Annotated in this window: 19 protein-coding genes; 9 read left to right on the top strand and 10 right to left on the bottom strand. The window is 68.7% G+C overall.

What is annotated here, in order from left to right; all coding sequences use genetic code 11:
• Positions 1-263: 263 nt before the first annotated feature.
• A complete protein-coding gene (locus tag H5J31_RS31180; RefSeq protein ID WP_328701659.1) occupies positions 264-884 on the bottom strand; it encodes a DUF2625 family protein in 621 nt (206 codons plus the stop codon).
• Positions 885-1,348: 464 nt separating this feature from the next.
• Positions 1,349-2,824, bottom strand: a complete 1,476-nt coding sequence (locus tag H5J31_RS31185) for an AraC family transcriptional regulator (protein WP_207899079.1) — start codon at positions 2,822-2,824, stop codon at positions 1,349-1,351.
• Positions 2,825-3,085: 261 nt separating this feature from the next.
• Here H5J31_RS31185 and H5J31_RS31190 point away from each other — a divergent pair, with 261 nt between their 5' ends.
• The 6 genes from H5J31_RS31190 to H5J31_RS31215 all read left to right on the top strand — a co-directional run bounded on the left by H5J31_RS31190 (position 3,086) and on the right by H5J31_RS31215 (position 10,812).
• On the top strand, positions 3,086-4,963 hold the full coding sequence (locus H5J31_RS31190) for a siderophore-interacting protein (RefSeq protein ID WP_181776250.1): 1,878 nt from the start codon (positions 3,086-3,088) through the stop codon (positions 4,961-4,963).
• Between the two features lie 28 nt (positions 4,964-4,991).
• Positions 4,992-5,975 (top strand): ABC transporter substrate-binding protein, encoded by a 984-nt coding sequence (locus tag H5J31_RS31195; protein ID WP_181776251.1) that lies wholly within the window; start codon positions 4,992-4,994, stop codon positions 5,973-5,975.
• 44 nt (positions 5,976-6,019) lie between these two features.
• A complete protein-coding gene (locus H5J31_RS31200) occupies positions 6,020-7,018 on the top strand; it encodes a FecCD family ABC transporter permease (RefSeq protein WP_328701660.1) in 999 nt (332 codons plus the stop codon).
• A complete protein-coding gene (locus H5J31_RS31205; protein ID WP_328701661.1) occupies positions 7,015-8,109 on the top strand; it encodes a FecCD family ABC transporter permease in 1,095 nt (364 codons plus the stop codon). Before H5J31_RS31200 ends, H5J31_RS31205 begins: the two co-directional genes overlap by 4 nt.
• A 428-nt stretch (positions 8,110-8,537) precedes the next feature.
• Positions 8,538-10,148 (top strand): WXG100 family type VII secretion target, encoded by a 1,611-nt coding sequence (locus H5J31_RS40475; RefSeq protein ID WP_181776252.1) that lies wholly within the window; start codon positions 8,538-8,540, stop codon positions 10,146-10,148.
• Between the two features lie 22 nt (positions 10,149-10,170).
• Positions 10,171-10,812 (top strand): EndoU domain-containing protein, encoded by a 642-nt coding sequence (locus H5J31_RS31215; RefSeq protein ID WP_181776253.1) that lies wholly within the window; start codon positions 10,171-10,173, stop codon positions 10,810-10,812.
• Positions 10,813-10,828: 16 nt separating this feature from the next.
• On the opposite strand, the gene H5J31_RS31220 is transcribed toward H5J31_RS31215, so the two are convergent.
• Complete coding sequence (locus H5J31_RS31220) at positions 10,829-11,608, bottom strand: hypothetical protein (protein ID WP_181776254.1); 780 nt, start codon at positions 11,606-11,608, stop codon at positions 10,829-10,831.
• 159 nt (positions 11,609-11,767) lie between these two features.
• Between H5J31_RS31220 and H5J31_RS31225 the strand changes: the two genes are divergently transcribed.
• Both H5J31_RS31225 and H5J31_RS31230 read left to right on the top strand, forming a co-directional pair.
• A complete protein-coding gene (locus tag H5J31_RS31225) occupies positions 11,768-12,337 on the top strand; it encodes a dihydrofolate reductase family protein (protein ID WP_181776255.1) in 570 nt (189 codons plus the stop codon).
• A gap of 234 nt (positions 12,338-12,571) precedes the next feature.
• Complete coding sequence (locus tag H5J31_RS31230) at positions 12,572-12,775, top strand: cold-shock protein (RefSeq protein ID WP_037319102.1); 204 nt, start codon at positions 12,572-12,574, stop codon at positions 12,773-12,775.
• Between the two features lie 63 nt (positions 12,776-12,838).
• On the opposite strand, the gene H5J31_RS31235 is transcribed toward H5J31_RS31230, so the two are convergent.
• The 6 genes from H5J31_RS31235 to H5J31_RS31260 all read right to left on the bottom strand — a co-directional run bounded on the left by H5J31_RS31235 (position 12,839) and on the right by H5J31_RS31260 (position 19,055).
• The gene (locus H5J31_RS31235) at positions 12,839-13,237 is read right to left on the bottom strand and encodes a hypothetical protein (protein ID WP_181776256.1); all 399 of its coding nucleotides are present in this window, start codon (positions 13,235-13,237) and stop codon (positions 12,839-12,841) included.
• A 19-nt stretch (positions 13,238-13,256) separates the two neighbouring features.
• Positions 13,257-16,283, bottom strand: coding sequence for a WXG100 family type VII secretion target (locus tag H5J31_RS31240; RefSeq protein ID WP_181776257.1), 3,027 nt, complete (start codon positions 16,281-16,283; stop codon positions 13,257-13,259).
• Entirely contained in the window at positions 16,283-16,594 is a 312-nt protein-coding gene (locus H5J31_RS31245) for a hypothetical protein (protein WP_181776258.1), read from the bottom strand. Before H5J31_RS31245 ends, H5J31_RS31240 begins: the two co-directional genes overlap by 1 nt.
• Positions 16,591-16,857, bottom strand: coding sequence for an acyl carrier protein (locus H5J31_RS31250; RefSeq protein WP_181776259.1), 267 nt, complete (start codon positions 16,855-16,857; stop codon positions 16,591-16,593). The genes H5J31_RS31245 and H5J31_RS31250 overlap by 4 nt, the downstream gene beginning before the upstream one ends.
• Positions 16,850-18,499, bottom strand: coding sequence for a fatty acyl-AMP ligase (locus tag H5J31_RS31255; protein ID WP_181776260.1), 1,650 nt, complete (start codon positions 18,497-18,499; stop codon positions 16,850-16,852). Before H5J31_RS31255 ends, H5J31_RS31250 begins: the two co-directional genes overlap by 8 nt.
• 106 nt (positions 18,500-18,605) lie before the next feature.
• Positions 18,606-19,055, bottom strand: coding sequence for a MarR family winged helix-turn-helix transcriptional regulator (locus tag H5J31_RS31260; protein WP_181776261.1), 450 nt, complete (start codon positions 19,053-19,055; stop codon positions 18,606-18,608).
• A 76-nt stretch (positions 19,056-19,131) separates the two neighbouring features.
• On the opposite strand from H5J31_RS31260, the gene H5J31_RS31265 reads away from it, so the two are divergent.
• Positions 19,132-19,590, top strand: a complete 459-nt coding sequence (locus tag H5J31_RS31265) for a cupin domain-containing protein (protein WP_181776262.1) — start codon at positions 19,132-19,134, stop codon at positions 19,588-19,590.
• A gap of 11 nt (positions 19,591-19,601) precedes the next feature.
• On the opposite strand, the gene H5J31_RS31270 is transcribed toward H5J31_RS31265, so the two are convergent.
• Positions 19,602-19,982, bottom strand: a complete 381-nt coding sequence (locus tag H5J31_RS31270; RefSeq protein WP_207899080.1) for a contact-dependent growth inhibition system immunity protein — start codon at positions 19,980-19,982, stop codon at positions 19,602-19,604.
• Between the last annotated feature and the right edge of the window lie 3 nt (positions 19,983-19,985).

A 19,985-nucleotide genomic window follows, 5' to 3' on the forward strand; every position in this document is an offset into this window, starting at 1 on the left:
TGGGTCACCGTGCGCAGCGCCACCCAGCGGCGGCGCACATGTCCGCATAGCCAACGTCGGCCCTCCTCAACGAGCGTCGTGACATACCGGTCGTTCGTGTATCGCCACCTGTTACGCGCTGTTGTCGATCTCCTTCACCCCGACGCCTGATCGTGACAACGGCCGGTAGCACCGCGTCAAGGCTGGAAAGCGTGCCTTGACCCGACGCCACCGGCCGCGTGCTGGCTTCGTATCGGGATGAAGGGGGAGGTGTGGCCGTCAGATCAGGATTCCTGGCCGCTCAACTGTCGTGCGGTGTCCTGATGGAGCGATACCAACTCTGACAGCGCGACGACTGCCCGCGACACCGTCGAGAGGTCTTTACCTTCTTTGCTCCAAGGTGGCGGGAAGGTGTGAATGCCTTGGTCGGCCGCAACTGCACTGACGTCATCCTGCCAGCCGGGCCAGCGCAGGGTTTCGTAAAACCTGTCGAGCGAACCGGCGAGCACAGCGTGCAGCCATTCGGCGTACCCCAGCTCAAGGTCCTCCCAATCGAGGACGTCTGGCCCGAAGTAGTGGATCGTCGGCCGCCCCGCAGGGTTGGCTGCCCAGGTATACACGCCGCCCAACACGTCGTAGGCGACCGGCAAGGTGCCTGAGGCGGGTTCGGCGCCGCCGAGGATGTCGGGCAATGCCTCCGCCCCGCTTCCCAGAACGCGCAGCCACCCGTGGTCCACCAATAGTCCGCCAGTGTGGCCTACGACGGCACCCAACCATGAGGTCGTTGTGATGCCCAATTCGCGCAGACAGTGGGCGGCACGTTCGCTGTCCAGGGAAAGCACGGCCACCGGGTAAGGGGCCGCTGCGACTGCTGTGGATACCTCGTCCCACGCGGATGTCGTCACGCCGTAGAGCCTGGCAGACGACAGTGCGACTGCCTCGCGCGAGCAGTCGCAGCAGCCGAGAAAGCATGATCATCTCCCCGGTTTATCCCCGGGAAACGACCGCAGACGACGCCAAACGATCACATGTCATGATCGTTACCGATCGGAGTTCGCGCAGGTGAGAGCGACTATTGGCAGCTAACGGCAGACGTCCGCGGACCCCGCCCAAGATTCCGTAGGTTCTGGGTTCGAGCCCCAGGCGGCCCACTCTTCGACGCATCCCCGCTGGACTGCGGGGAGGTTGGTATTCCTACAGCGTTTTCGCTTCGGCGTAGACCGCGATCGGTGCACCGTTACGTCTCCGTTTGTTCTGCTGCGCTCAGACCGTGGACTGTCTCGAATCTGCTTGCGGGCATTGGCGTGCGCCCGCCGCGTTCGTGACGATGTCGCCGGGAAAGATGCTGTGCGGAGAAGGGTTCTGTCGGTCAGGGTCTCCCCGTCTCACGCTTCTGGTAGTCGCGCGGTGAGAGGCCGTGAAAGCGTGTGAAGGCGGAGCTGAAGGTCGGGAGGTGGGCGTACCCGAGACGGCGGGCGACGGCGCTGGGTTTGGCGAAGCCGGCGAGCATGTCCCGGGCGATGCGCATGCGGGCGGCGTAGCACCACCGGGAGAAGCTCATACCGGTCTGTTCGCGGAAGGCCCGGTGGACGGCGACGGGTAGGTCGGGTCCTGATCCGCCGGAAATACCGATGCGGCGCAGGTAGTCGATGGCGGCTCCCCGCGCCCGGGAGTCGGTCGGCATCGGTAGTGACAGCGCTCGCTGCGCGGCGACCTGGTCGGCGAACAGGTCGAGGACATGGCTGGGGTCGTAGCCGTCCGGCCGCATCGGGGTGCGTGCGGTGATGGAGCAGAACAGCAGGTAGTCGTCCCAGTCGGGAGAGAACTGGACCTGCAACGGCTCCGTCAGCCGCAGGTCACCGGCATCGGCGTCCCCGATCGGCAGTGAGATCGAGTCCTGACGCACACCCGTGACATGCTCCACGCCCGCCGGGATCCAGGTCGCGACGCCCCGGCCCCACTCGTAACGACGTTCGCCGACGCCCAGGTATCCGCTGCCGCGGTACGCCCAGCAGAGCACATGGGAGTCGTTGGCGTGCGAGATTGTGCGAGTCGCGGGAAGCAACCCGGGTGCATCCGGCGCGACCCTGTCGCCCCGCATCATCGTCACGAGGTCGTCGACCTGACGTACGGCGGTCGTGCGCCGTGAGTGGTCACCGGCGGCGGGGTGCGCGGAGAGCGTCCGGCTGAACTCGTACGGAGTCGACCCGAACCGCTGCCTGAACGCGCGGGTGAATCCGCTGCGGCTGGCGAAGCCCACTCGTGCGGCCACCTGGTCGACGCCGAACCCGTCGGCCAGGAACTCGACGGACGCGCTCAACCGGCAGCACAGCCGCCACTGCTCGAAGGTCAGCCCGGTGTCGGCGCGGAAGTCGCGGAGCAGAGTCCGCGGGCTGGACAGCACCCGTGCCGCCCACTCGTCGACGGTGAGGTCGAGCGCGGGATTCCGCAGCAACTCGTCGGCCACTTCCCGGGCCCCGCCGGGTTTCGGCATCGCAGGCGGATCGAACGCGTCCGGCTGGGCGTCTTCGCTTCGCGGCGGCTGTCGCCGTCCAGAGCCGCGAAGAAGATCGACGAGCGCGTCCTGGGAGTATCCGTGGCCGGTCAGCGGCGTGACCATGAGGTTGAAGTGCTGGATCAGCCAGTCCTGCCAGCCGTCGGGAACCACGAACCGTCTCGGTTCGGCAGTGTTCTCGGAATGGGTCTCGGCGGCGAGACTCGGATGCGTCAACAGCGGGAAGGCGACCGTGCCCGGCTCGGTGACGAGCGTCCAGCGGTTGCCGGGGTTCGCCGGAATCCAGGCACCCTCGCCGCCGGCGAGCCGATACTCCGGGCTGTCCTCCATCCGGAGGCACGCTGAGCCCGTACGGACCCAGAGCAGGAGATGCTCAGGCTGGTCCCATGAGCCGCTCGACCGCACCCGAGGGATCGACGGCGGTCGGCTCGCGCCTGCGACCACTGGCACATCCACGTCCATCGTGTCCTAACTAAATGGCGATCCACGCACACTGCGCGAAGTAAGGATTGCCTACCATTAGCTACGCCCCCTGTCGATGGTGGAGGGCGGCCTCATCGCCTTCGTCCCGTCCGGAAGGGCTGTTCCCGCATGCCGAAGACCTCACGCCGGATCACCGTGCGCCCCTTGACCCTGCGGGAGGTCGAGGTCGTCCGCGTGCGGGACCTGACGCCGGGGATGCGGCGAATCACGATGGCCGGCGCGCAGCTGGGCGAGTTCACTTCGGCGAACGGCTTCGCCCAGCCGGCGTTCGACTCGACCGGTTTCGACGACGACATCCGGTTGGTGTTCCGCTACCCCGGCCAGGACCGGCCGGTGCTGCCGGTGCAACAGGAGAAGGGCCTGGACCTGCCGAGAGATCCGCGGCCGTTGACGAGGCTCTACACCGTCCGGCGCTGGTCGCCCGAGACGGGCGAGCTGGAAGTCGATGTGCTCAAGCACGGTATCGGCGTCGGCACCACCTGGGCGTACCGTGCCCAGGTCGGCGATCGCGTCCACTTCTTCGGCCCGAGCTCGTCGCGGGCGCTCCCGCGGGACGCGGACTGGCTGCTGGTCGCCGGGGACGACTCGACGATCCCCGCGACCGCCCGTCTGCTCGACGAGCTGCCCGAGGGCACGAGGGCGCAGGTGTTCATCGAGGTCGCCGAGGACGAACACCGTCAGGAGCTGCGTGAGCTGCCCGGCGTCGAGGTGACCTGGCTCGTGCGAGACGGCGCCGAGGCCGGTACGACCCACCTCCTGGTCGATGCGGTCAGGAACTGCGCTTGGTGGGACGGGACGCCGTTCGCCTGGCTCGCCGGGGAACAGGCGGCGGTGCGCGACATCCGGCGTCATCTGGTCGAGGACCGGGGAGTGTCCAAACAGGACATCGAGTTCAGCGGGTACTGGCGTCGCGGCGAGGTCGTCGCGCTGGAGAACGACGGGGCGGTGCCCGACCCCGCGAAGACGAGGACCCCGCTCGAGAAGCTCCACGAGCTGACCGAGCTGATCGCACCGATGGCGATCCGCGCAGCCGTCGAACTGGACCTTCCCGAGCTGATCTCCCGCGGCGTGACCGCCACGGCCGACCTGGCCGGCAAGGCGGGCGCCGACGAGCGGGCGCTGGGCAAGTTGTTGCGCTACCTGCACACCCTGGACGTCCTGACCGAGACCAAACCGGGCCACTACGAACTGACGTCGGTGGGTGAGGTCCTGACCGTCGACTTCATGGCCGACTTCCTGCACCCCGCCGGGGTGGCGGGCCGCGAGATGCTCGGCATCCGCGGGCTCACCGAGTCGATCCGCACCGGCAGGCCCGCCTACGCCTCGGTGACCGGGCAGACCTATGCCGAGGTACGGGCCGAACAGGACTACGAGGACCGCTACCTGGAACGGCTGGCGAAGTTCCAGGCCACGCTGGCCGAACCGATCGCCACCTCCGACATCCTCTCCGGGGTCCGGCACCTGGTGCTCCACTCCGGCGGTGCGGGCGCCCAGGCCCGCGAGTTCGTCGCCGCCCACCCCGACCTGCGGATCACGATCTGCGCGTTGCCCGCGCAGGCCGACTGGCTGCGCCGCGACCTGCCCGACACCATCCCCGACGAGCGGCAGCGCGCCCGGGTCGAGGTGGTCGAACAGTCCGTCTTCGAACCCGGCCCCGCCGCCGACGCCGTGTTCATCATCCGCGCGTTCAAGAACCTGGCCGACGCCGATGCCGCCCATGCCCTGCGCCGAGCGGCCGAGAACCTCCTCCCCGGCGGCCGGGTCCTGCTGGTCGAAGACCTCTTCGACACCGCCGACCTCGACGAACACGACGGTGAAGCCGATCTGCTCGCCCTCACCGTGCATGGCTCGGGGCTCCGTACCGCCGACGAGCTCGATGCCGTCATCACGCGAGCGGGGCTCGCCCGGAGCGTGACGCACACCGTCGGCTGGGGAACCACGGTCCACGAACTGACGCGCGCCGAAACCCACCACGACACGCACTGACCTTCCCCTGAAACGAAGAAGAGAAGACATGACCCTTCTACGACGACGCGGCGCCGCCCTGGCCGCCGCCCTGGTGAGCACGGCGCTCGTCCTCACCGCGTGCGGCGGAGCCGGCACCGAGGAGCCCGCCGGCACGGCCGCCGACACCCGCACCGTGCAGGCGGGCAACGGCGCGATCAAGGTCCCGGTCGCGCCCCAGCGTGTCGCCACGATCGGCAACACGACCCTGCCGTTCATCGACCTCGGCGGGAAACCGGTCGGCGTCACGGCGGAGTCGGATTCCGACATCGCGCTGTTGCCCGCGGACAAGCAGGCGACGTACAAGTCGGCCACGATCCTCGCGCCCAGCGCCGACCAGGTCGACATGGAGAAGCTCGCCGGTCTGAAGCCGGACCTCATCCTGGTCCAGATACCCGAGTCCGAGTTCGAGTCGATCAAGGCGCGGTTGACGGCGATCGGCCCGACCGTGTACTTCGGCCTCGACGCCGAGTGGAAGGCCCTCGCCGACGGAGTCGCGGAGGCCGGCAACGTCACCGGTGCGCTGAGCGCGCAGAAGGCGGAGTTCGAGAAGCGCCGTGCCGCTGTCAAGGAGAAGTACCGCGGGATCATCGCCGGTACCTCGTTCGTCGACGTCATCCGCTACTCGTCGTCCGATCCCGGGACGTTCGCCATCGCCGACATCGGTTGCTCGGAGATCGCCAGGGACGAGGTCGGCATGAAGCTCCCCAAGGCCGCCGACGGCGCCGATCCACTGGCCTGGACGGCCCTGCCGTTCGAGCAGATCCGTGAGCTGTCGAAGTACGACGTGATCACCTATCCCGTCGACGCCGCGGGCCGTCCGACGGAGCCCTTCGTGCCGGTGATCGAGACCAACACCTGGAAAGCGCTGCCCGAGGTGAGTTCCGGTCACGCGATCGGGGTCTTCTGCCCCGGCAACAACTCCTACGGATCCGTGATCCGGTACCTGGACTCGCTCGACCGCGCACTGGCGACCCTCCCGGCCACCAGGTGACTGCCCTCACCCTGAGGAGGGACGGTCCGAGCCCCCTGGGGGTGGTGCCCGGACCGTCCCGTCGCCTGCTCGGGCTGGTCGTCGCGCTGATGGTGCTGGCGATCCTGCTGGCGCTGAGCGTCATGATCGGCTCGACGGCGATCGCGCCGTCCGTGGTGTGGGACGCGCTGGTCGGATCGTCGGACGGCATCGACCAGTTCGCGATCCGCGACTACCGGCTGCCGCGCACGATCGTGGGTCTGGTCGTCGGCGTCGCACTCGGCCTGTCGGGAGCGTTGATCCAGGCGCTCACCCGCAACCCCCTCGCCGATCCGGGCGTCCTCGGCGTCCACGCCGGGGCGTCCTTCGCGGTGACGGTCGCCGTGGGTTTGCTCGGCGTGAGCGACGTCCACGGCTACCTGTGGTTCGCGTTCGCGGGAGCGCTGATCGTCACCCTCGTGGTGCTCGCCATCGGGTCGACGCGGCAGGGCTCCTCGCCGGTGGTCATGGTGCTCGCCGGGGTCTGTGTCGGTGCGGTGCTCGGGGGCGCCCGGGAGGCCCTCCAGCTGACCGACCCGGCCGCGTTCGACGCCATGCGGAACTGGAACGCCGGTTCGACGGCGGGCCGCCCGCTCGATGTGGTGTGGCCGGTCCTGCCGTTCTTCGCGGTGGCGCTCGTCCTGGCCTTCGCGGTGTCGGGTTCGCTCAACGCCATGGCCCTGGGTGACGAAGTGGCGGTCGCCCAGGGCGTCCGCCTGGCGCGCACCCGCGTCCTCGCGATCATCGCGCTCACCCTGCTCGCCGGAGGTGCGACGGCCATCGCCGGACCGATCGGGTTCGTCGGGCTCATGGTGCCGCACGTGGCCCGCTGGATCGTCGGCCCGCACCAGCGCTGGATCTTCGCCTACAGCGCGGTACTGGGCCCCTGTCTGCTGCTGGCCTCCGACATCCTCGGCCGCGTCGTGATCCGGCCCGGCGAGATCCCGGTCGGGATCGTCACCGCATTCGTCGGCGCCCCCGTCCTCATCGTGCTGGCGCGCCGGAAGAAGGCGAGCGGACTGTGAGCACAGGCTTGTCGTCACGGTCGGTCCGCACTCGCTCGGCGCCCGGGGAGCGGGTGGACTTCGGGCGGCGGGTGCTGACCGTGCGGTGGTGGTGGGTCGCCGTGCGGCTCGACCGGCGTTCGGTCGTCGTCTGCCTGGTTCTCGCGCTCTTGATCGCCTGCACCGCGGTGCTCGCGCTGATGACCGGCTCCTACCTGTTCAGCCCCGGGCAGGTGGTCTCCGCGCTGGCCGGACGGCAGACGGGGCTGGTGCACGACATCGTGGTCGAGTGGCGGCTTCCGCGGGTGACCGCCGCGCTGGTGTTCGGCGCCGCACTGGGGGTGAGCGGGGCGATCTTCCAGTCGATGTTGCGCAACCCCCTCGCGGACCCTGGGCTCATCGGCTTCTCCCAGGGCTCCTACACGGGCGCGTTGGTGGTGATCCTGGTCGCCAACGGCACCTACTGGCAGCTGGTCGGCGGTGCGGTGCTGGGCGGCATGCTCACCGCCGTCGCCGTGTACCTGCTCGCCTACCGGCGGGGAGTGCAGGGCTTCCGGCTTATCATCGTCGGGATCGCCGTCGCGGCCGTGCTGGACTCGCTGAACACCTGGCTGATCCTCAAAGCCGACCTGAAACAGACGATGGCCGCGGCGGCATGGGGTGCCGGATCGCTCAACGGCGTGACCTGGAACCAGGTGGCCGTCGGCGGCGCGTGCGTTCTCGTGCTCCTGCTGCTGGCGGGGATGTCGAGCCGGCCGATGCGACAGATGGACCTGGGTGACGACGTGGCCGCGTCCCAAGGGGTGCGGGTCTCTCCCGTACGTCTTTGGCTGGTCGTGGTGGGCGTGGCGCTGACGGCGACGGTCACGGCCGCGTCGGGGCCGATCGTGTTCATCTCCCTGGTCGCACCGCAGATCGCCCGTCGGCTCGCCCGCACCGCGGGGATCACCCTCGCACCCGCGGCCGTCGTGGGCGCGTTGCTGTGCTTGTCGGCGGACTACCTCGCCCAGCACATCGCGCCCACCCCGCTGCCCGTAGGGGTCATCACCGTCGTGCTCGGCGGTGGCTACCTCGGCTGGCTGCTGTTCATCGAAGCCAGGAGACGACTGTGAACATCTAGGCCGCGTGGTGGGACGGGCAGCGGCTCGGCGGCGCGAGCGGGTCAGGATGATGGTCTGCCGCTACGGCAACTAGACCAGGAAGTGTGTTCCGTCCCTTGCCTAGTGGTCCCTCTGGTGTTGCGAAAGTGCCCTTCGCAACACCGCTTTATCCGCCTGGGCGCAAATTCGGCGGAAGTCGAACACCGCGTGCCGAAACTGGGGTTCGGGCAGGACGATAACGGACAAAACCCTTACCAGGCCCCGAGTCGGGCGTCGAGACGTCGAAAGGAATCGGGGCGTCGTTCTCGTTGTAGGGTGGGACTCCGGGCAGTCGTGCGCGATAAAACGGGCATCGTCGGGTCGAGTGGCTTGTAGCGTTCACCGGCCCCGTGATTACGTCGGTCGACGCGAGTTGGTTCTGATGCTGGGGATGGTTGGTTTTGGCGAATCCGTTGGTCGCGGACGCGGTCAGCTCGACGACGTGGGCGAGTGGGGTCCCGCTGTTCGAAGAGGCCCAGGGGGTGAAGTCCAGCATCGAAAGCGGTGACTGGGCTTCGGCTGTGATGGGCGTCGCGGGGACGGCGATGGAAGCCCTGTCGATGGTGGCCGATCCGTTCGGTTCGGTGCTCGCCGCGGGCGTGGGCTGGTTGATGGAACACGTCGGCCCGCTCAAGGAGGCGCTGGACAAACTCGCGGGTGACCCGGATCAGATCACCGCGCAGGCGCAGACGTGGCAGAACATCGCGAAGGAACTCGCGAGTGTGGGCGAGGACCTGGTCAAGCAGGTTGACGCCGACGTGCGGAGCTGGGCGGGGCAGGGCGCCGACGCCTACCGCGCGCAGACCAGCGATCTGGCCGCGCTGATCTCGGCCGCGGGTGAGGCGAGCGCGGGAGCGGGGAGCGGGGTCCAGACCGCCGGCGAGGTGGTCGCGGCGGTGCGGGGACTCGTTCGCGACATCATCGCGGAAGTGGTGGCGCGCCTGGTGTCCTGGGCGCTGCAGGTGCTCGCGACGTTCGGTATCGGGTTGACCTGGGTGGTGCCGCAGGTGGCGGCGCTGGTCGCGAAGACCGCGACGAAGATCGCCACGCTCGTCAAGACGCTCATCACCGCGCTCAAGAAGTTGTCGGGGCTGCTGCGCAAGGCGGGCGACGTTTTCGGGAAGGCGTCGGACGGCTTCAAGAAGATCAAGCCCGGCAAAGCGCCGGGTCGGCACTCGCCTGGTCCGCTGCACGATCCGGGAAAGACCGGCCCCAGCAAGTCGGGCGGCGGGTCGCGCGCGCTCGACGAGTCACCGGGTAAACCGGACCAGCATCCCTACGGCGGCGTGGACGTCCCTCAGTCCGCGCACGAGCACGTGACCCTGGGGAACCTCAAACCGCCGAGGCCACGGCCGCCCGGCAGCACGGCGCCGCCGCGGCCCTGGGGGTTCAGCGGCGGCCACATGCTGCAGAACGATCTGCCTCCGGGGACCGCCCCGCACAACACGCCCGGGCCGAACGGCCGCCCCAACTGGCACGGAGCGGGGGTGAACGGCGGGAATCCGCCGGTGTTCCACGGTCCGGCCGGACCACCGCCGCATTCCACCCCGCCGGCGCCGCCCGGCACAGGACCGTACGGTTCGTACCCTGACTCCAACGGTGTCTACAACCTGCACCACCCGACGATGGCCGACCCGCACGGCGGCAACGCGGGCAAGCCGATGAGCACGATGTTCCCGCAGGGCCTGAACCAGGGAATCGTGCAGAACCTCGGGGACCAGGCGTGGAACGGTGGCAACCCCAACGGGGGGATCACGGCGATGCCGCCCAGGCCCGGCGGAGGTCCGCAGAGCTACCAGTGGCAAGGGCAGGGACAGATCCCGTTCACGCCGATCTGGAACCCCGGTGGTGCCGACCACGGCAGTGGCAGCGGAAACCACCCGAACGCGGGCAGCACCATCAACATGTCGGGCTTCGCCAATCCGAACGGAACCGCGGGGCCGGGCGGGTTCCTCACACCGCCCACCTACTACCCCGACGGCAGGATGGACCCGCCGGTGAAGTTCCGGTGACGACGAAAGGGAACTCGAGCACATGACCCCCACCCTGAGCTCACCTCTCACCGTGGGGGAATCGATCGGACTCGCCTTCGACGATCATCGCCGGTTGCGGATCATGGCGCCGGAGGATCTCTTGCCGCTCGCCGCCTGGCTGTACACCGACGCGCAGCCGAATCTCTCGGTGCTCGATCAGCTCGGTGCGACGTTGCAGCGATGCCGGACCGAGGAACGGACCCTGGTCGGGAACGGCTGCATGATCGATTTCGTCAACGACGTCGTCGTGCTGGAGAGCCGCTACGACCGGTGGCCGCGGAAAGTCCTCCCGCAGTCGGTCTTCTGGTCCGTGCTCAACGGGTTGCGGTCGTTCCTGGACGCCACCGCGGGTCAACCGGGGCTGGGCCGTCCGGACGGCTACCCGCTGGCGCCGGTGCGCCATTTCGAGGACTCCGCCGAGGACATGCGCAAGCCGTTCTTCGTCAGCCACACCTACTTTCCGACGGAGTGGACCGCCGACGACGTGCGCGCCGCCGGGCAGGGGGCATGGACGTCACCGACCGTGCTCCGCGACGAGAAGACCGGCTTGTGGTCGGGTATCTGGCGAGATCTCGAACTGGCTGGTTACTTCGACCCGTCGACCGGCGAGGTGCTGACCTACTTCCCCGTGATCGCACCCTGATCAGAGGGGCGTTCCGTCACGGCTGATATGTGTTCCCGGCATAGCGGGCCAATGCCGCGCGCACTGTCGCGAGTACCTCGGTTTTCTCGGCCGACAGTGCCAGGACGTTCTGCCAGTGGTCGCGCTCCTTTCGGAAGCCGTGCTTGTACTCGAAGTCCAAGGCCTGGCGATGGTCTTTGAACCGCACCGCGATCTGGTGGCCGCCGTGGTCGGGATGAGCTCGTAGGCGGATGCTCTCCAGCTGGTCCCAGTTCAGCCGCACACTCCGGTTCTTCCAGCTGATCCATCGCCGGTCGGCGAGGCTCAGTCCGTCGGCGTCGATGATCAGCGTGTCCCGGCCGCCCGAGTGCGCTTCGGAGATGAAGCCCACGACGAACAGCAGCATCAGCAGGAGGGGAGCGCGGGGATCGAGGTCTGCGATCTCGGCCTGGATCTGCGCGATCGATTTGCCGATGAAGTACGCGATCACGAGCAGGACGATCCAGAGCGCCACCCACCAAGCCAGTCCGATGAGCGCGCCGGCCGCTCTCGCGCCGATGCGGGAGGCGGAGGTGGTCAGGTAGACGACCACTGGCTCGGTTTCGTCTTCACTGCGAATCGGGGCGGGATGGACGGTCCGTGGAGCCGACGGGTTGACCGCGGTGAACGCCACCACCAGCGCCGATACCCCGGTCACGAACGATCCCGCACTGGCGATCCACGACAGCTTTTCCAAGTCCGACAGGTACAAGGCGACGGCCATGGCCGCGCAGGCCAGAGCGGCGGAGCCACCCAGCCAGACGTGAGTTCGCCGCATGCACATCATCATCGCGGCCACTCCCCGCGGCGGATACCGGCACGGGGCTGACATCTTCTCGCGGTGATTTCTCCCGGGGATGTCGAGAGTGCCGACCCGGCTCCGACCTTCTGCCGACCGCGCCCGACGGAGGCGCCGCGGAGCGAAGGAGGCCTTGCGATGAGCAAGGTGGTGCTGGATGTGTCGATGTCGCTGGACGGGTTCACGGCCGGGCCGAACGTCCGGAGCGAAGAGCCCATGGGTGACGGTGGCGAGCGGCTGCACGAGTGGATGGCGGGCGAGGGGCCGAACGCCGAGGTCGACGTCGCCGCCCGCGACGAGATCAACGCGATCGTCGGGGCCCTGGTCATCGGGCGGCGGACCTTCGACCTCGGTTTGGAGAACTGGGGCGGCACACCGTGGCCCGGCATGCCGAGTTTCGTGGTCACTCATCGGACCAGGGACGACCTGCTCGGCGACAACGGCGGGACGTTCGCCTTCGGTGGACTGGAGGAGGCTGTCCGGCGCGCCAAGGACGCCGCCGGGGACAAGGACGTGCTGGTGATGGGAGCGGACATCGCCGGGCAGCTGCTCGGCGCCGGGCTGCTCGACGAGGTCCACCTCCACCTCGCCCCCTTGCTGCTGGGGCAGGGCACCGCGCTGTTCGCGGGCCACCGGGCCGAGCTGATCCAGGAGGGACGAGCCACGGTCGGGGGCGCGACCCACCTGCGCTACCGCGTCCAGCGCTAGCGACGAGAGAGTGATCTTCGCCACGGCACTTTCTTCACCCTTTCACGGACTGTGAAAATCCTTCGGCTTGATGTGCTGACCAGCGGAAACGGTCCTCCCCAGTGGGTGCGCCGGAGGGGCGTTTTCACTCACTTGCGGTGCGCATGGTGTGCCGCCGATCGGAGTTTGCGAGAATGGGTCCTGAGATCGGGGCATCGAATGCGCTCCGACTCACTATGAATAGCAGGTAAAAGTATGGCTCAGGGCAGCGTTAAGTGGTTCAACGGCGAAAAGGGCTTCGGCTTCATCGCACAGGACGACGGCGGGCCGGACGTGTTCGTGCACTACTCGGAGATCCAGGGGAACGGCTTCAAGTCCCTGGACGAAGGGCAGCGCGTTGAGTTCGAGATCGGCCAGGGCCAGAAGGGCCCGCAGGCCCAGCGCGTCGTCGCCATCTGACGTCGTTCCACGCTGCTGAAGGCCCCCACCCGGGAGGGTGGGGGCCTTCGGTCGTTTCACGGCCTAGTCGGCCCAGCGGTTGTTGAGGAAGGCGTCGTCTTCGTCGTCGACCTCGGCCGGGCGAGGACGACGCGTCCGGCGGGGGGTCTCCTGGCCAGGGCGTGCGGGCGAAGGGAACGGTGCGGGTTCGCCGACGGCTTCCATCGGCTCGTCGAACGTCGAACCGGCCCCGGGCTCCGCGTGACTCCGGTCGGTGCTCCAGCCCGACTTCGTCTTGCGCTGGCCCAGTTCCCGGCGGTGCTCGACGTACCGCTGGGCGGTCTGGACCTGTTTGGTCATGTACTCCTGACCTTGGGCCTTGATCTCGTCGGCCCGCTGTTCCCGCAGTGCCCGGCGGTCGGCCTGTTCGCGGACGAGGGCGTCCAAGGTCGCCTTCACCCCCGCGGTTTCGTCGGCGCTCATGCGTTCTCCCTGCCGCCGGTCACCGCTTGCGGGTGGCCGGCAGCTCCTCGTCGTCCAGTAGGGAACCGGTGATCCGGCCGGTGGGCTCGTTGATCTGGTCGAACACTTCGCCCTCGATGCGGTATGCCCGGTTGCTGCGTTCCTGATCGCCACCGGCACCGCCGGGCGCGCCGCCGCCCATACCGCCCATCGGCATCGCGCCGCCCATCGGCTGACCGGGGGCCCCGCCCATCGCGGCGGCCGGTGCGGACGTCGGATGCGCGGGCTGCGCCTGGTGCGTCCCCGCCCCGGTGTGAGCGCCGTCGGTCAGCGAAGAAGGCTGCCCGAGTCCGTTCGGCGCCGACGAGTCGACGTTGAGGGGAGCGGCGATCCCGCCGCCACCACCACCGCCGGCATGGCCACCGCCGCCACCACCGGAACCAGCGCTGCCGGCCTCGCCGGTGCCGCCGCCGATACCGCCGCCGCTGTCCGTGACGTGCGGGGCCGACAGCGGACGGAGATCGTTGGGCCTCGGCTCGGAAGCCGGGGTGACCGGGTGGGCAGGCTTGTCCTTGGAGTCCCTGTCGTCCTTGGAGTCCTTGGGCGAGTCCTCGTCGCCGAGGGTGTAGGTGGTCGGTTTGCCGGTGCCGTCGTCGACCGTGACGACCGTCGGGCCGTCCGGACCATCGGGCCGCTCGGCGGTGATCTTCAGATCGCCGTCCTTGATGTGGATCTTGCCGTCCGGGCCGGGGCGGTGGACGTCGTCGTCCTTGCCGTCGGGCGCGGAGCCTAAAGCGGACTTCTCCCCGTCCTCGGGCCAGTCGAGCTTGAACTCCTTGTCGGGACCGGAACCGTCGCCGACCTTGATGTCCATCTTGCCGTCCGCGTCCGGCTCGGACATCTCGAAACTCTTGTCGCCCTGCTTGACCTTGAGGACCTCACGGTCTTCGTCTTTGCCGTCTTCGCCCGGTTTGTCGCCGGCCAGCTTGTCGCCGTCTTCACCGGGCTTGTCGCCACCGAGCTTGTCTTCGAGGGACGGCTTGTCCTTGCCGTCCTCGCCGGGCATCTCGGTGCCGATGCGGCCCAGCGCTTCGCGCGCTTCCTTCTTCGCGTCTTCCGTGGCCTTCTCGGCGGCCGCCTTGTCTTCGGCCGCCTTGTCGGTCGCGTCCGAACCCGGGCTGTCACCGAGGCCGGAACCACCGCCGGAGCCCGAACCGCCACCGGAGCCACCGCCCGAAGGCGAACCGAGGTCGGGGAGCTTGGGCGGCGGGCCGGAGCTGCCGCTCGCACCGCCGGAATCCCCGCCGAGGCCGGAGCCGCCGGTGGGACCGTCCCCGAGCTTGCCCAGCGCTTCGGACGCCTGCTTCTTCGCCGCCTCGGCGGCCGCGGCCGCTTCCTTCTTCGCTTCGGCCGCGGCCTGGTCTTGACCGGAGGGCGTCGTGTCGCCCTTGTCCGAACCCGAGCCGCCTATGCCGCTGCCGGATCCTGAACCGCCACCGGAGCCGCTGCCCGAGCCGCCGCCGAGGCCGCCGCCGGAGGGCGAGTCGAGGTCGGGAAGTTTGGGCGGCGGACCGGAGTTGCCCCCGGAGCCTGAGCCGCCACCAGAGCCCGATCCACTGCCGGAGCCCGACCCGCTGCCGGAACCGCCGGTGCCCTGTCCGTCGGTGGAGGAACCACCAGGGCCGCCCGAGCCGGTGTCGGGAATCGGCGGAGGACTGCCGGGTCCGCCACCCGAGCCATTACCGGAACCGCCACCCGAGCCGGAGCCGCTGCCGCCGCCGGAGCCCGAACCACCGGTGCCGTCGGGGATCTCCGGGCCGCCGCCGGGACCGCCGCCTTTACCGCCGCCTGCACCACCCTTGCCGCCGCCCGCGCCGGCACCGCCCTTGCCGTCTCCGGAGCCGTCGCCCTTGCCGCCCGCGCCTTCGAACTCGTTCTTGACCTTGCCCATCATCTTGTCGAGTTCGTCGTAGGCCTGATTGACGAGATCCTTGGTGTCCTTGCAGGACTTGGCGAAACCCTCGTAGATGGTGTCCCACATCTCCGGGTTGAACTGCCGCTGAATCCACTGCTTGGCGAGGTTCTGGCCCGCCTTCTTGAATTCGTCGTCGTCGCAACAGCCGTCGTTGTTCAGGGATTCGACCAGGTTGGAACCGAAGTTGACGTCCATCCAGCCCGCGATCGCGGCCAGATCCTCTTTACCGCTCTTCTCGCCACTGGCGATGGCGACGACCTTCTGCGCCATCGCGAAATCCGCTTTGCCGACGATTTCCTTGTGCAGGCCGATGATCGTGTCGGCCTTGCCCTTGCACAGCTCGAAAACCGTCTTGGTGGTGTGGAGCGTCGTTTCGCTCGCGGTTTCGAGGGTCTGGGCGAGTTTGTTCGCCTTGGGCAGGATCTTCTCGTTGTAATTGTCCGAGGCCGCGTCCGCGCCGTCACCGGTCCAGCTCTGGAACAGACCGCTCAGTTCCGAACCGGTGTCCTTCACGGTCCGTTCGATCGTGGTCGAGCCGGTCTTGAAGTGGGCGGCGTCGTCGACGAAGTTCTTGAAGTTGATGCCGCGCTGTTCGTCGAAGGGCTTCTTGATGTCCTTCTCGAAGTCGAGTGCGCGAGTGTTCCCGCGACAGTCGTCCGGGAGCTTCGCGAGCAGCGAACCGAAGGTCTGGAACACCTTCAGCGCCGGAGCGGCGGCGTCGAACAGCTCGTCGGACGTCTTGGTCCCGCCGCCTTCGGCCGCGGGTTCCTTGGCTCCGTCGACCTTCTTGTTGCCCTCGTCGACGGCCTTCTTCTCTTCGCGCTCGTTGTAGCTCGCCTGGTCACCGGAGTCCTTCGCCGACTTGTAGACCTTGTCGACGTCCTCGGTGGAGAGGAGCGGGTTGGCGTTGTAGGAGGCCGCGTACTTCTCGGCTTCCTTGCGCTTGGCCTTGATCTCCTCCGGCTCCTGGTCCGCCCACGGCGGCGGGGCCGGATGCGTCCGCATCCAGCTGCTGATGAGCAGGGTCTTCTTGTCGGGCGGGACGGCCGGGTCGTCGAGAACGGCCTTGACGTCGGTCCAGGTAGTGGCCATTACAGGTTCCCCGCCTTGGTGATGGCGTCGCGCTGGTCGTCCTCGTTGGAGCCGTAGGAGGAGCCCGCGGTGCTGAGGTTCGTGCCGAACGATCCGAGTGTGGTGCTGTAGCCGTTGACCGAGTCCCAGAGCGCCTTCACGCCGGCGGTGTACTTCGCCGCGTGGTCACCGTGCGCCTGGCCGAAACCCGCCGCGTTCACCGGTGTGCTCGACAGGTCCGGATTGTCTTCGAGCAATTGCTCCGTGAGCTTGCCGATGTTCTTCGACGCCGACGACAATGCCTCCGTCGCCGCGGTGTAGCCCCCGCTCATTTCAGCCTCTCGTCAGATTCGCCGGTGTTGCCGCCGAGCGCCTCGGCGAGCACTTCGGCCACCGCACCGATGTCGGTGAACCGGTCGAGCAGGTCCAGATCGATGGACACGTCGTAATAGATCTCGAGCGCCGACAGCAACTTGATCCGCCCCTTGGAGTCGATGCCCAGTTCCTCGAGCGGCGCGTCGTGTTCGATGGCGGTGGGGTCGAGCCGGAAGGTCTCACTGACGACTTTCACGACGTCGGCGCGGTGATCACCCATCGGCCCGACCATACCGTGACTTGGTGGCGGACCGGGCGATCTTGCCGCTGGAGGTGCGCGGCAGCTCGCCGGGCGGAACAAGACGCACCGAGCGCAAGGTGAGGTCGTTTTCGCGTGACACGGCCAGTAGGACGGCTCGGGTGACCTCTTTCCGGTCGGCGACGGCGTCCTTTGCCCATTCGGCCACGACCACTGCCCCTTCGCCTTTCTCGTCGGTCACTCCGAAAGCGGCGACCCGGTCGCGGCGGACCTCCGGATGGGCCGCGCCCGCCACCGCTTCGATGTCCTGCGGATGGAAGTTGCGGCCGTCGATGAGGATGAGGTCCTTGAGCCTGCCGGTGATGTAGAGGTCGCCGCGGTGGACGACGCCGAGATCGCCGGTGCGCAGCCAGCCGCCGACGCCGTCGAGTTCGGCGTCGAACACGTCCGAGTCGCCGCGGCCCCAATAGCCGGTCGCGACGTTCGGGCCGTGGATCCAGATCTCCCCGGCGAGACCTTCGGGCTGCGCCACGCCGTCGCGGACGATCCGCACCCGTTGCCCGAGGGGACGGCCGACGGAGATGAGCCCCATACCGTCCGGCACCTCGATCGCGCGGCCCTGTGCGAGGGCTTCGCGGTCGAACACCGCGCCCCGCGGCCCCTCTTCGCCCGCACTCGCGACGTACACGGTCGCTTCGGCCAAGCCGTAGGACGGGCGGTGGGCTTCGGGCCGGAACCCGCGCGGGCCGAAGACCTCCTGGAACCGCGTCACCGTGCTCGGCCGGACCGGTTCCGCACCGTTGAGCGCCACTCGCACGCCGGACAGGTCGAGGTCGTCCCCGGCCTGCTCGGCGGCGTCCGCGGCCAGGTCGAACGCGAAGTTCGGCGCCGCGGTGAACACGGACGGGTGATCCGCCAGCTGACGCAGCCACCGGACGGGCCGGTGCACGAACTCGGCGGGTGCCATGAACACCGACCGCGCGCCCGCGAAGACGGGCAGGCACAGCAGCTGGATCAGGCCCATGTCGTGGAAGAACGGGATCCAGCCGGCGCAGGTCGTGCCCTCGTCGACGGCATAGGCGCGGGACGCCTGCCAGCAGGCCGCCGCGATCGCGCGGTGCGGGATCACCGCGCCGGCGGGCTCCCGCGTCGACCCGGACGTGTACTGGAGGTAGGCGGGGCTCCCGGGATCGGCCGGGAGCGGATCGGCGCCGGGTCCGGAAAGCTCGTCGACCACCACGAGCCGTTCGGGCGTCCCGGCTTCCAGCGTTTTCGCGGCGGCGGCAGACGACGTCAGCCAAATCCGCGCGTCGCAGTCCGCGAGCACGCCGCCGAGCCTGCTTCGCTGGGCGCGGCTGCCCGGCGCCATCAACGGCACCGCCACCAGCCCCGCGGCGAGCGCGCCGAAGAACGCGAGCGGATAGTTCAGGTCCTGGCCGGTGAGCACGGCGGCACGATCACCCGGTTCGGCTACCCGGCGCAGCTCGCCGGCGACCTGCCGCACCCGGGTGACGAACTCGGCCCAGGTGACCGTGTGGTCCACGCCGGCGCCGTGATCCTGATGCGTGAACAGCGGACGCCGATCGTTCGCGCGCGCGAACAGCCTGTCGACGATCGAAGTGCGCAGCACCTCGTCCGGGACGTCCGATGGCAACGCTGTCATGTCTCGCAACCTACTGGAGACAGCGCCGTCCGTCTGATCACGCGTGCCGTCCGCCTGATCACGTCCGCCGTCCGTTGGCGCCCCGGCGTCGCGCTGACGCGGCTCGCTACCGATCGAGCCGCTCGGTGACCGCGTGCATCGCGCGGCCGACCGCCCGGAGGTCGTCCGGCTCGATCACGTCCACGAAGTGCTCCCGCACGGTCCGCAGGTTGTCGGGCGCCGCGCGGCGCAAGGTTTCGTGGCCCGCGTCGGTGAGCCGGGCGCTGACGCCGCGTCCGTCTTCGGCCGCGGACTCCCGCTGGACGAGGCCGCGGGTCTCCAACCCGTTGATGCGATGGGAAAGCCTGCTGCGCGAGTAATAGGCCGACTTCGCGAGGTCGGCCATCCGCATCGAACGACCGTCCGCTTCGGACAGTCGCACCAGCAGTTCGTACTCCGCCAGGGAAAGTCCGTGCTGTTCCCGCAGGCGCCGGTCGAGCAGGTCGACGAACCGCACCGATCCTTCGATGAACGCCCGCCAGTCGCGCTGCTGATCCGCGTCGAGCCAGTTGGTCACACCGCCACGGTAGCAGTTGACGCCTTCAACTATCTCGGGCTAGCTTGGTTGAAGACTTCAACTAGATGGGGTGGCGATGACGAACGACGCTTGGGTGGTGCAGGAAAGAGACGCGGAGGTCATCGAGAAGCCCGCGTTGTGGCTGCTGGCCGACAGTGGGCACACGGGTGGGTACCTCGGTGCGAACCGGCTGTATCTGCGTGCCGGGGAGCCCGGCACGAAACCGCACTATCACTCGAAATCCGCGGAAGCCTTCTACGTTCTCGAAGGCGCGCTGCGGATGCTCGTCGGGACCGAAACGGTCACCGTGGAACGAGGTGGCTACGTGGTGATCCCGCCGGGTGTCCGGCACGCGTTCGCCGCGCCGCCGGACACGGCCGCGGACGTTCTCATCACGCTGGCTCCCGGCGTCGAGCGGTTCGACTACTTCCGTGTCCTGCCGGAGATCCTCCGCGGAAACCTGGCGCAGGAAGAGGTCGACAGGATTCACGAGCGGTACGACGTCCACTTCGTCGACGCGCCGGAATGGGCCTAGGTGTATTGACCTCAGTTCTCGCGGGGAAAGCCGTCGAGCTGATCCCGCAACGGCGTGACGTCGCCGGTTTCCCGGGCCACCCGGATCACCTCACGCAGTCGCGCGAGGTGATCCGGGTGTTCCCGCCAGTACGGTGCCCGGACCACGAGGATCGCGGAGAGCAGGTCGCCGGGGTAGTACCGGCCCTCGGCCATGGGGTCGGCTTCGAGCAGGGGAAGGGCGAGGGGAACGAGCACCTCGACGCTCACCCGCTGTCCCAGCAGTACTCGCAGATCCTCCACCTCGAAGTCCCGGATCGGCTTGCGGCGCAACCGGTAGACCGTCGTCATCAGGCCGGTCGCGTCCGGTGGCGGGTCGCCCCACGGCGGTTCGAGGTCGTCCAAGGTGGTCACGGG

It is taken from the genome of Amycolatopsis pittospori, assembly GCF_013870525.1.
Lineage (GTDB): Bacteria > Actinomycetota > Actinomycetes > Mycobacteriales > Pseudonocardiaceae > Amycolatopsis > Amycolatopsis pittospori.

Coding starts and splice junctions, on each gene's coding strand:
- H5J31_RS31185 (WP_207899079.1), bottom strand. CDS start 2,824: ATGGAGGACAGCCCGGAGTATCGGCTCGCCGGCGGCGAGGGTGCCTGG.
- H5J31_RS31190 (WP_181776250.1), top strand. CDS start 3,086: ATGCCGAAGACCTCACGCCGGATCACCGTGCGCCCCTTGACCCTGCGG.
- H5J31_RS31195 (WP_181776251.1), top strand. CDS start 4,992: ATGACCCTTCTACGACGACGCGGCGCCGCCCTGGCCGCCGCCCTGGTG.
- H5J31_RS31215 (WP_181776253.1), top strand. CDS start 10,171: ATGACCCCCACCCTGAGCTCACCTCTCACCGTGGGGGAATCGATCGGA.
- H5J31_RS31220 (WP_181776254.1), bottom strand. CDS start 11,608: ATGCGGCGAACTCACGTCTGGCTGGGTGGCTCCGCCGCTCTGGCCTGC.
- H5J31_RS31225 (WP_181776255.1), top strand. CDS start 11,768: ATGAGCAAGGTGGTGCTGGATGTGTCGATGTCGCTGGACGGGTTCACG.
- H5J31_RS31230 (WP_037319102.1), top strand. CDS start 12,572: ATGGCTCAGGGCAGCGTTAAGTGGTTCAACGGCGAAAAGGGCTTCGGC.
- H5J31_RS31235 (WP_181776256.1), bottom strand. CDS start 13,237: ATGAGCGCCGACGAAACCGCGGGGGTGAAGGCGACCTTGGACGCCCTC.
- H5J31_RS31240 (WP_181776257.1), bottom strand. CDS start 16,283: ATGGCCACTACCTGGACCGACGTCAAGGCCGTTCTCGACGACCCGGCC.
- H5J31_RS31245 (WP_181776258.1), bottom strand. CDS start 16,594: ATGAGCGGGGGCTACACCGCGGCGACGGAGGCATTGTCGTCGGCGTCG.
- H5J31_RS31250 (WP_181776259.1), bottom strand. CDS start 16,857: ATGGGTGATCACCGCGCCGACGTCGTGAAAGTCGTCAGTGAGACCTTC.
- H5J31_RS31255 (WP_181776260.1), bottom strand. CDS start 18,499: ATGACAGCGTTGCCATCGGACGTCCCGGACGAGGTGCTGCGCACTTCG.
- H5J31_RS31265 (WP_181776262.1), top strand. CDS start 19,132: ATGACGAACGACGCTTGGGTGGTGCAGGAAAGAGACGCGGAGGTCATC.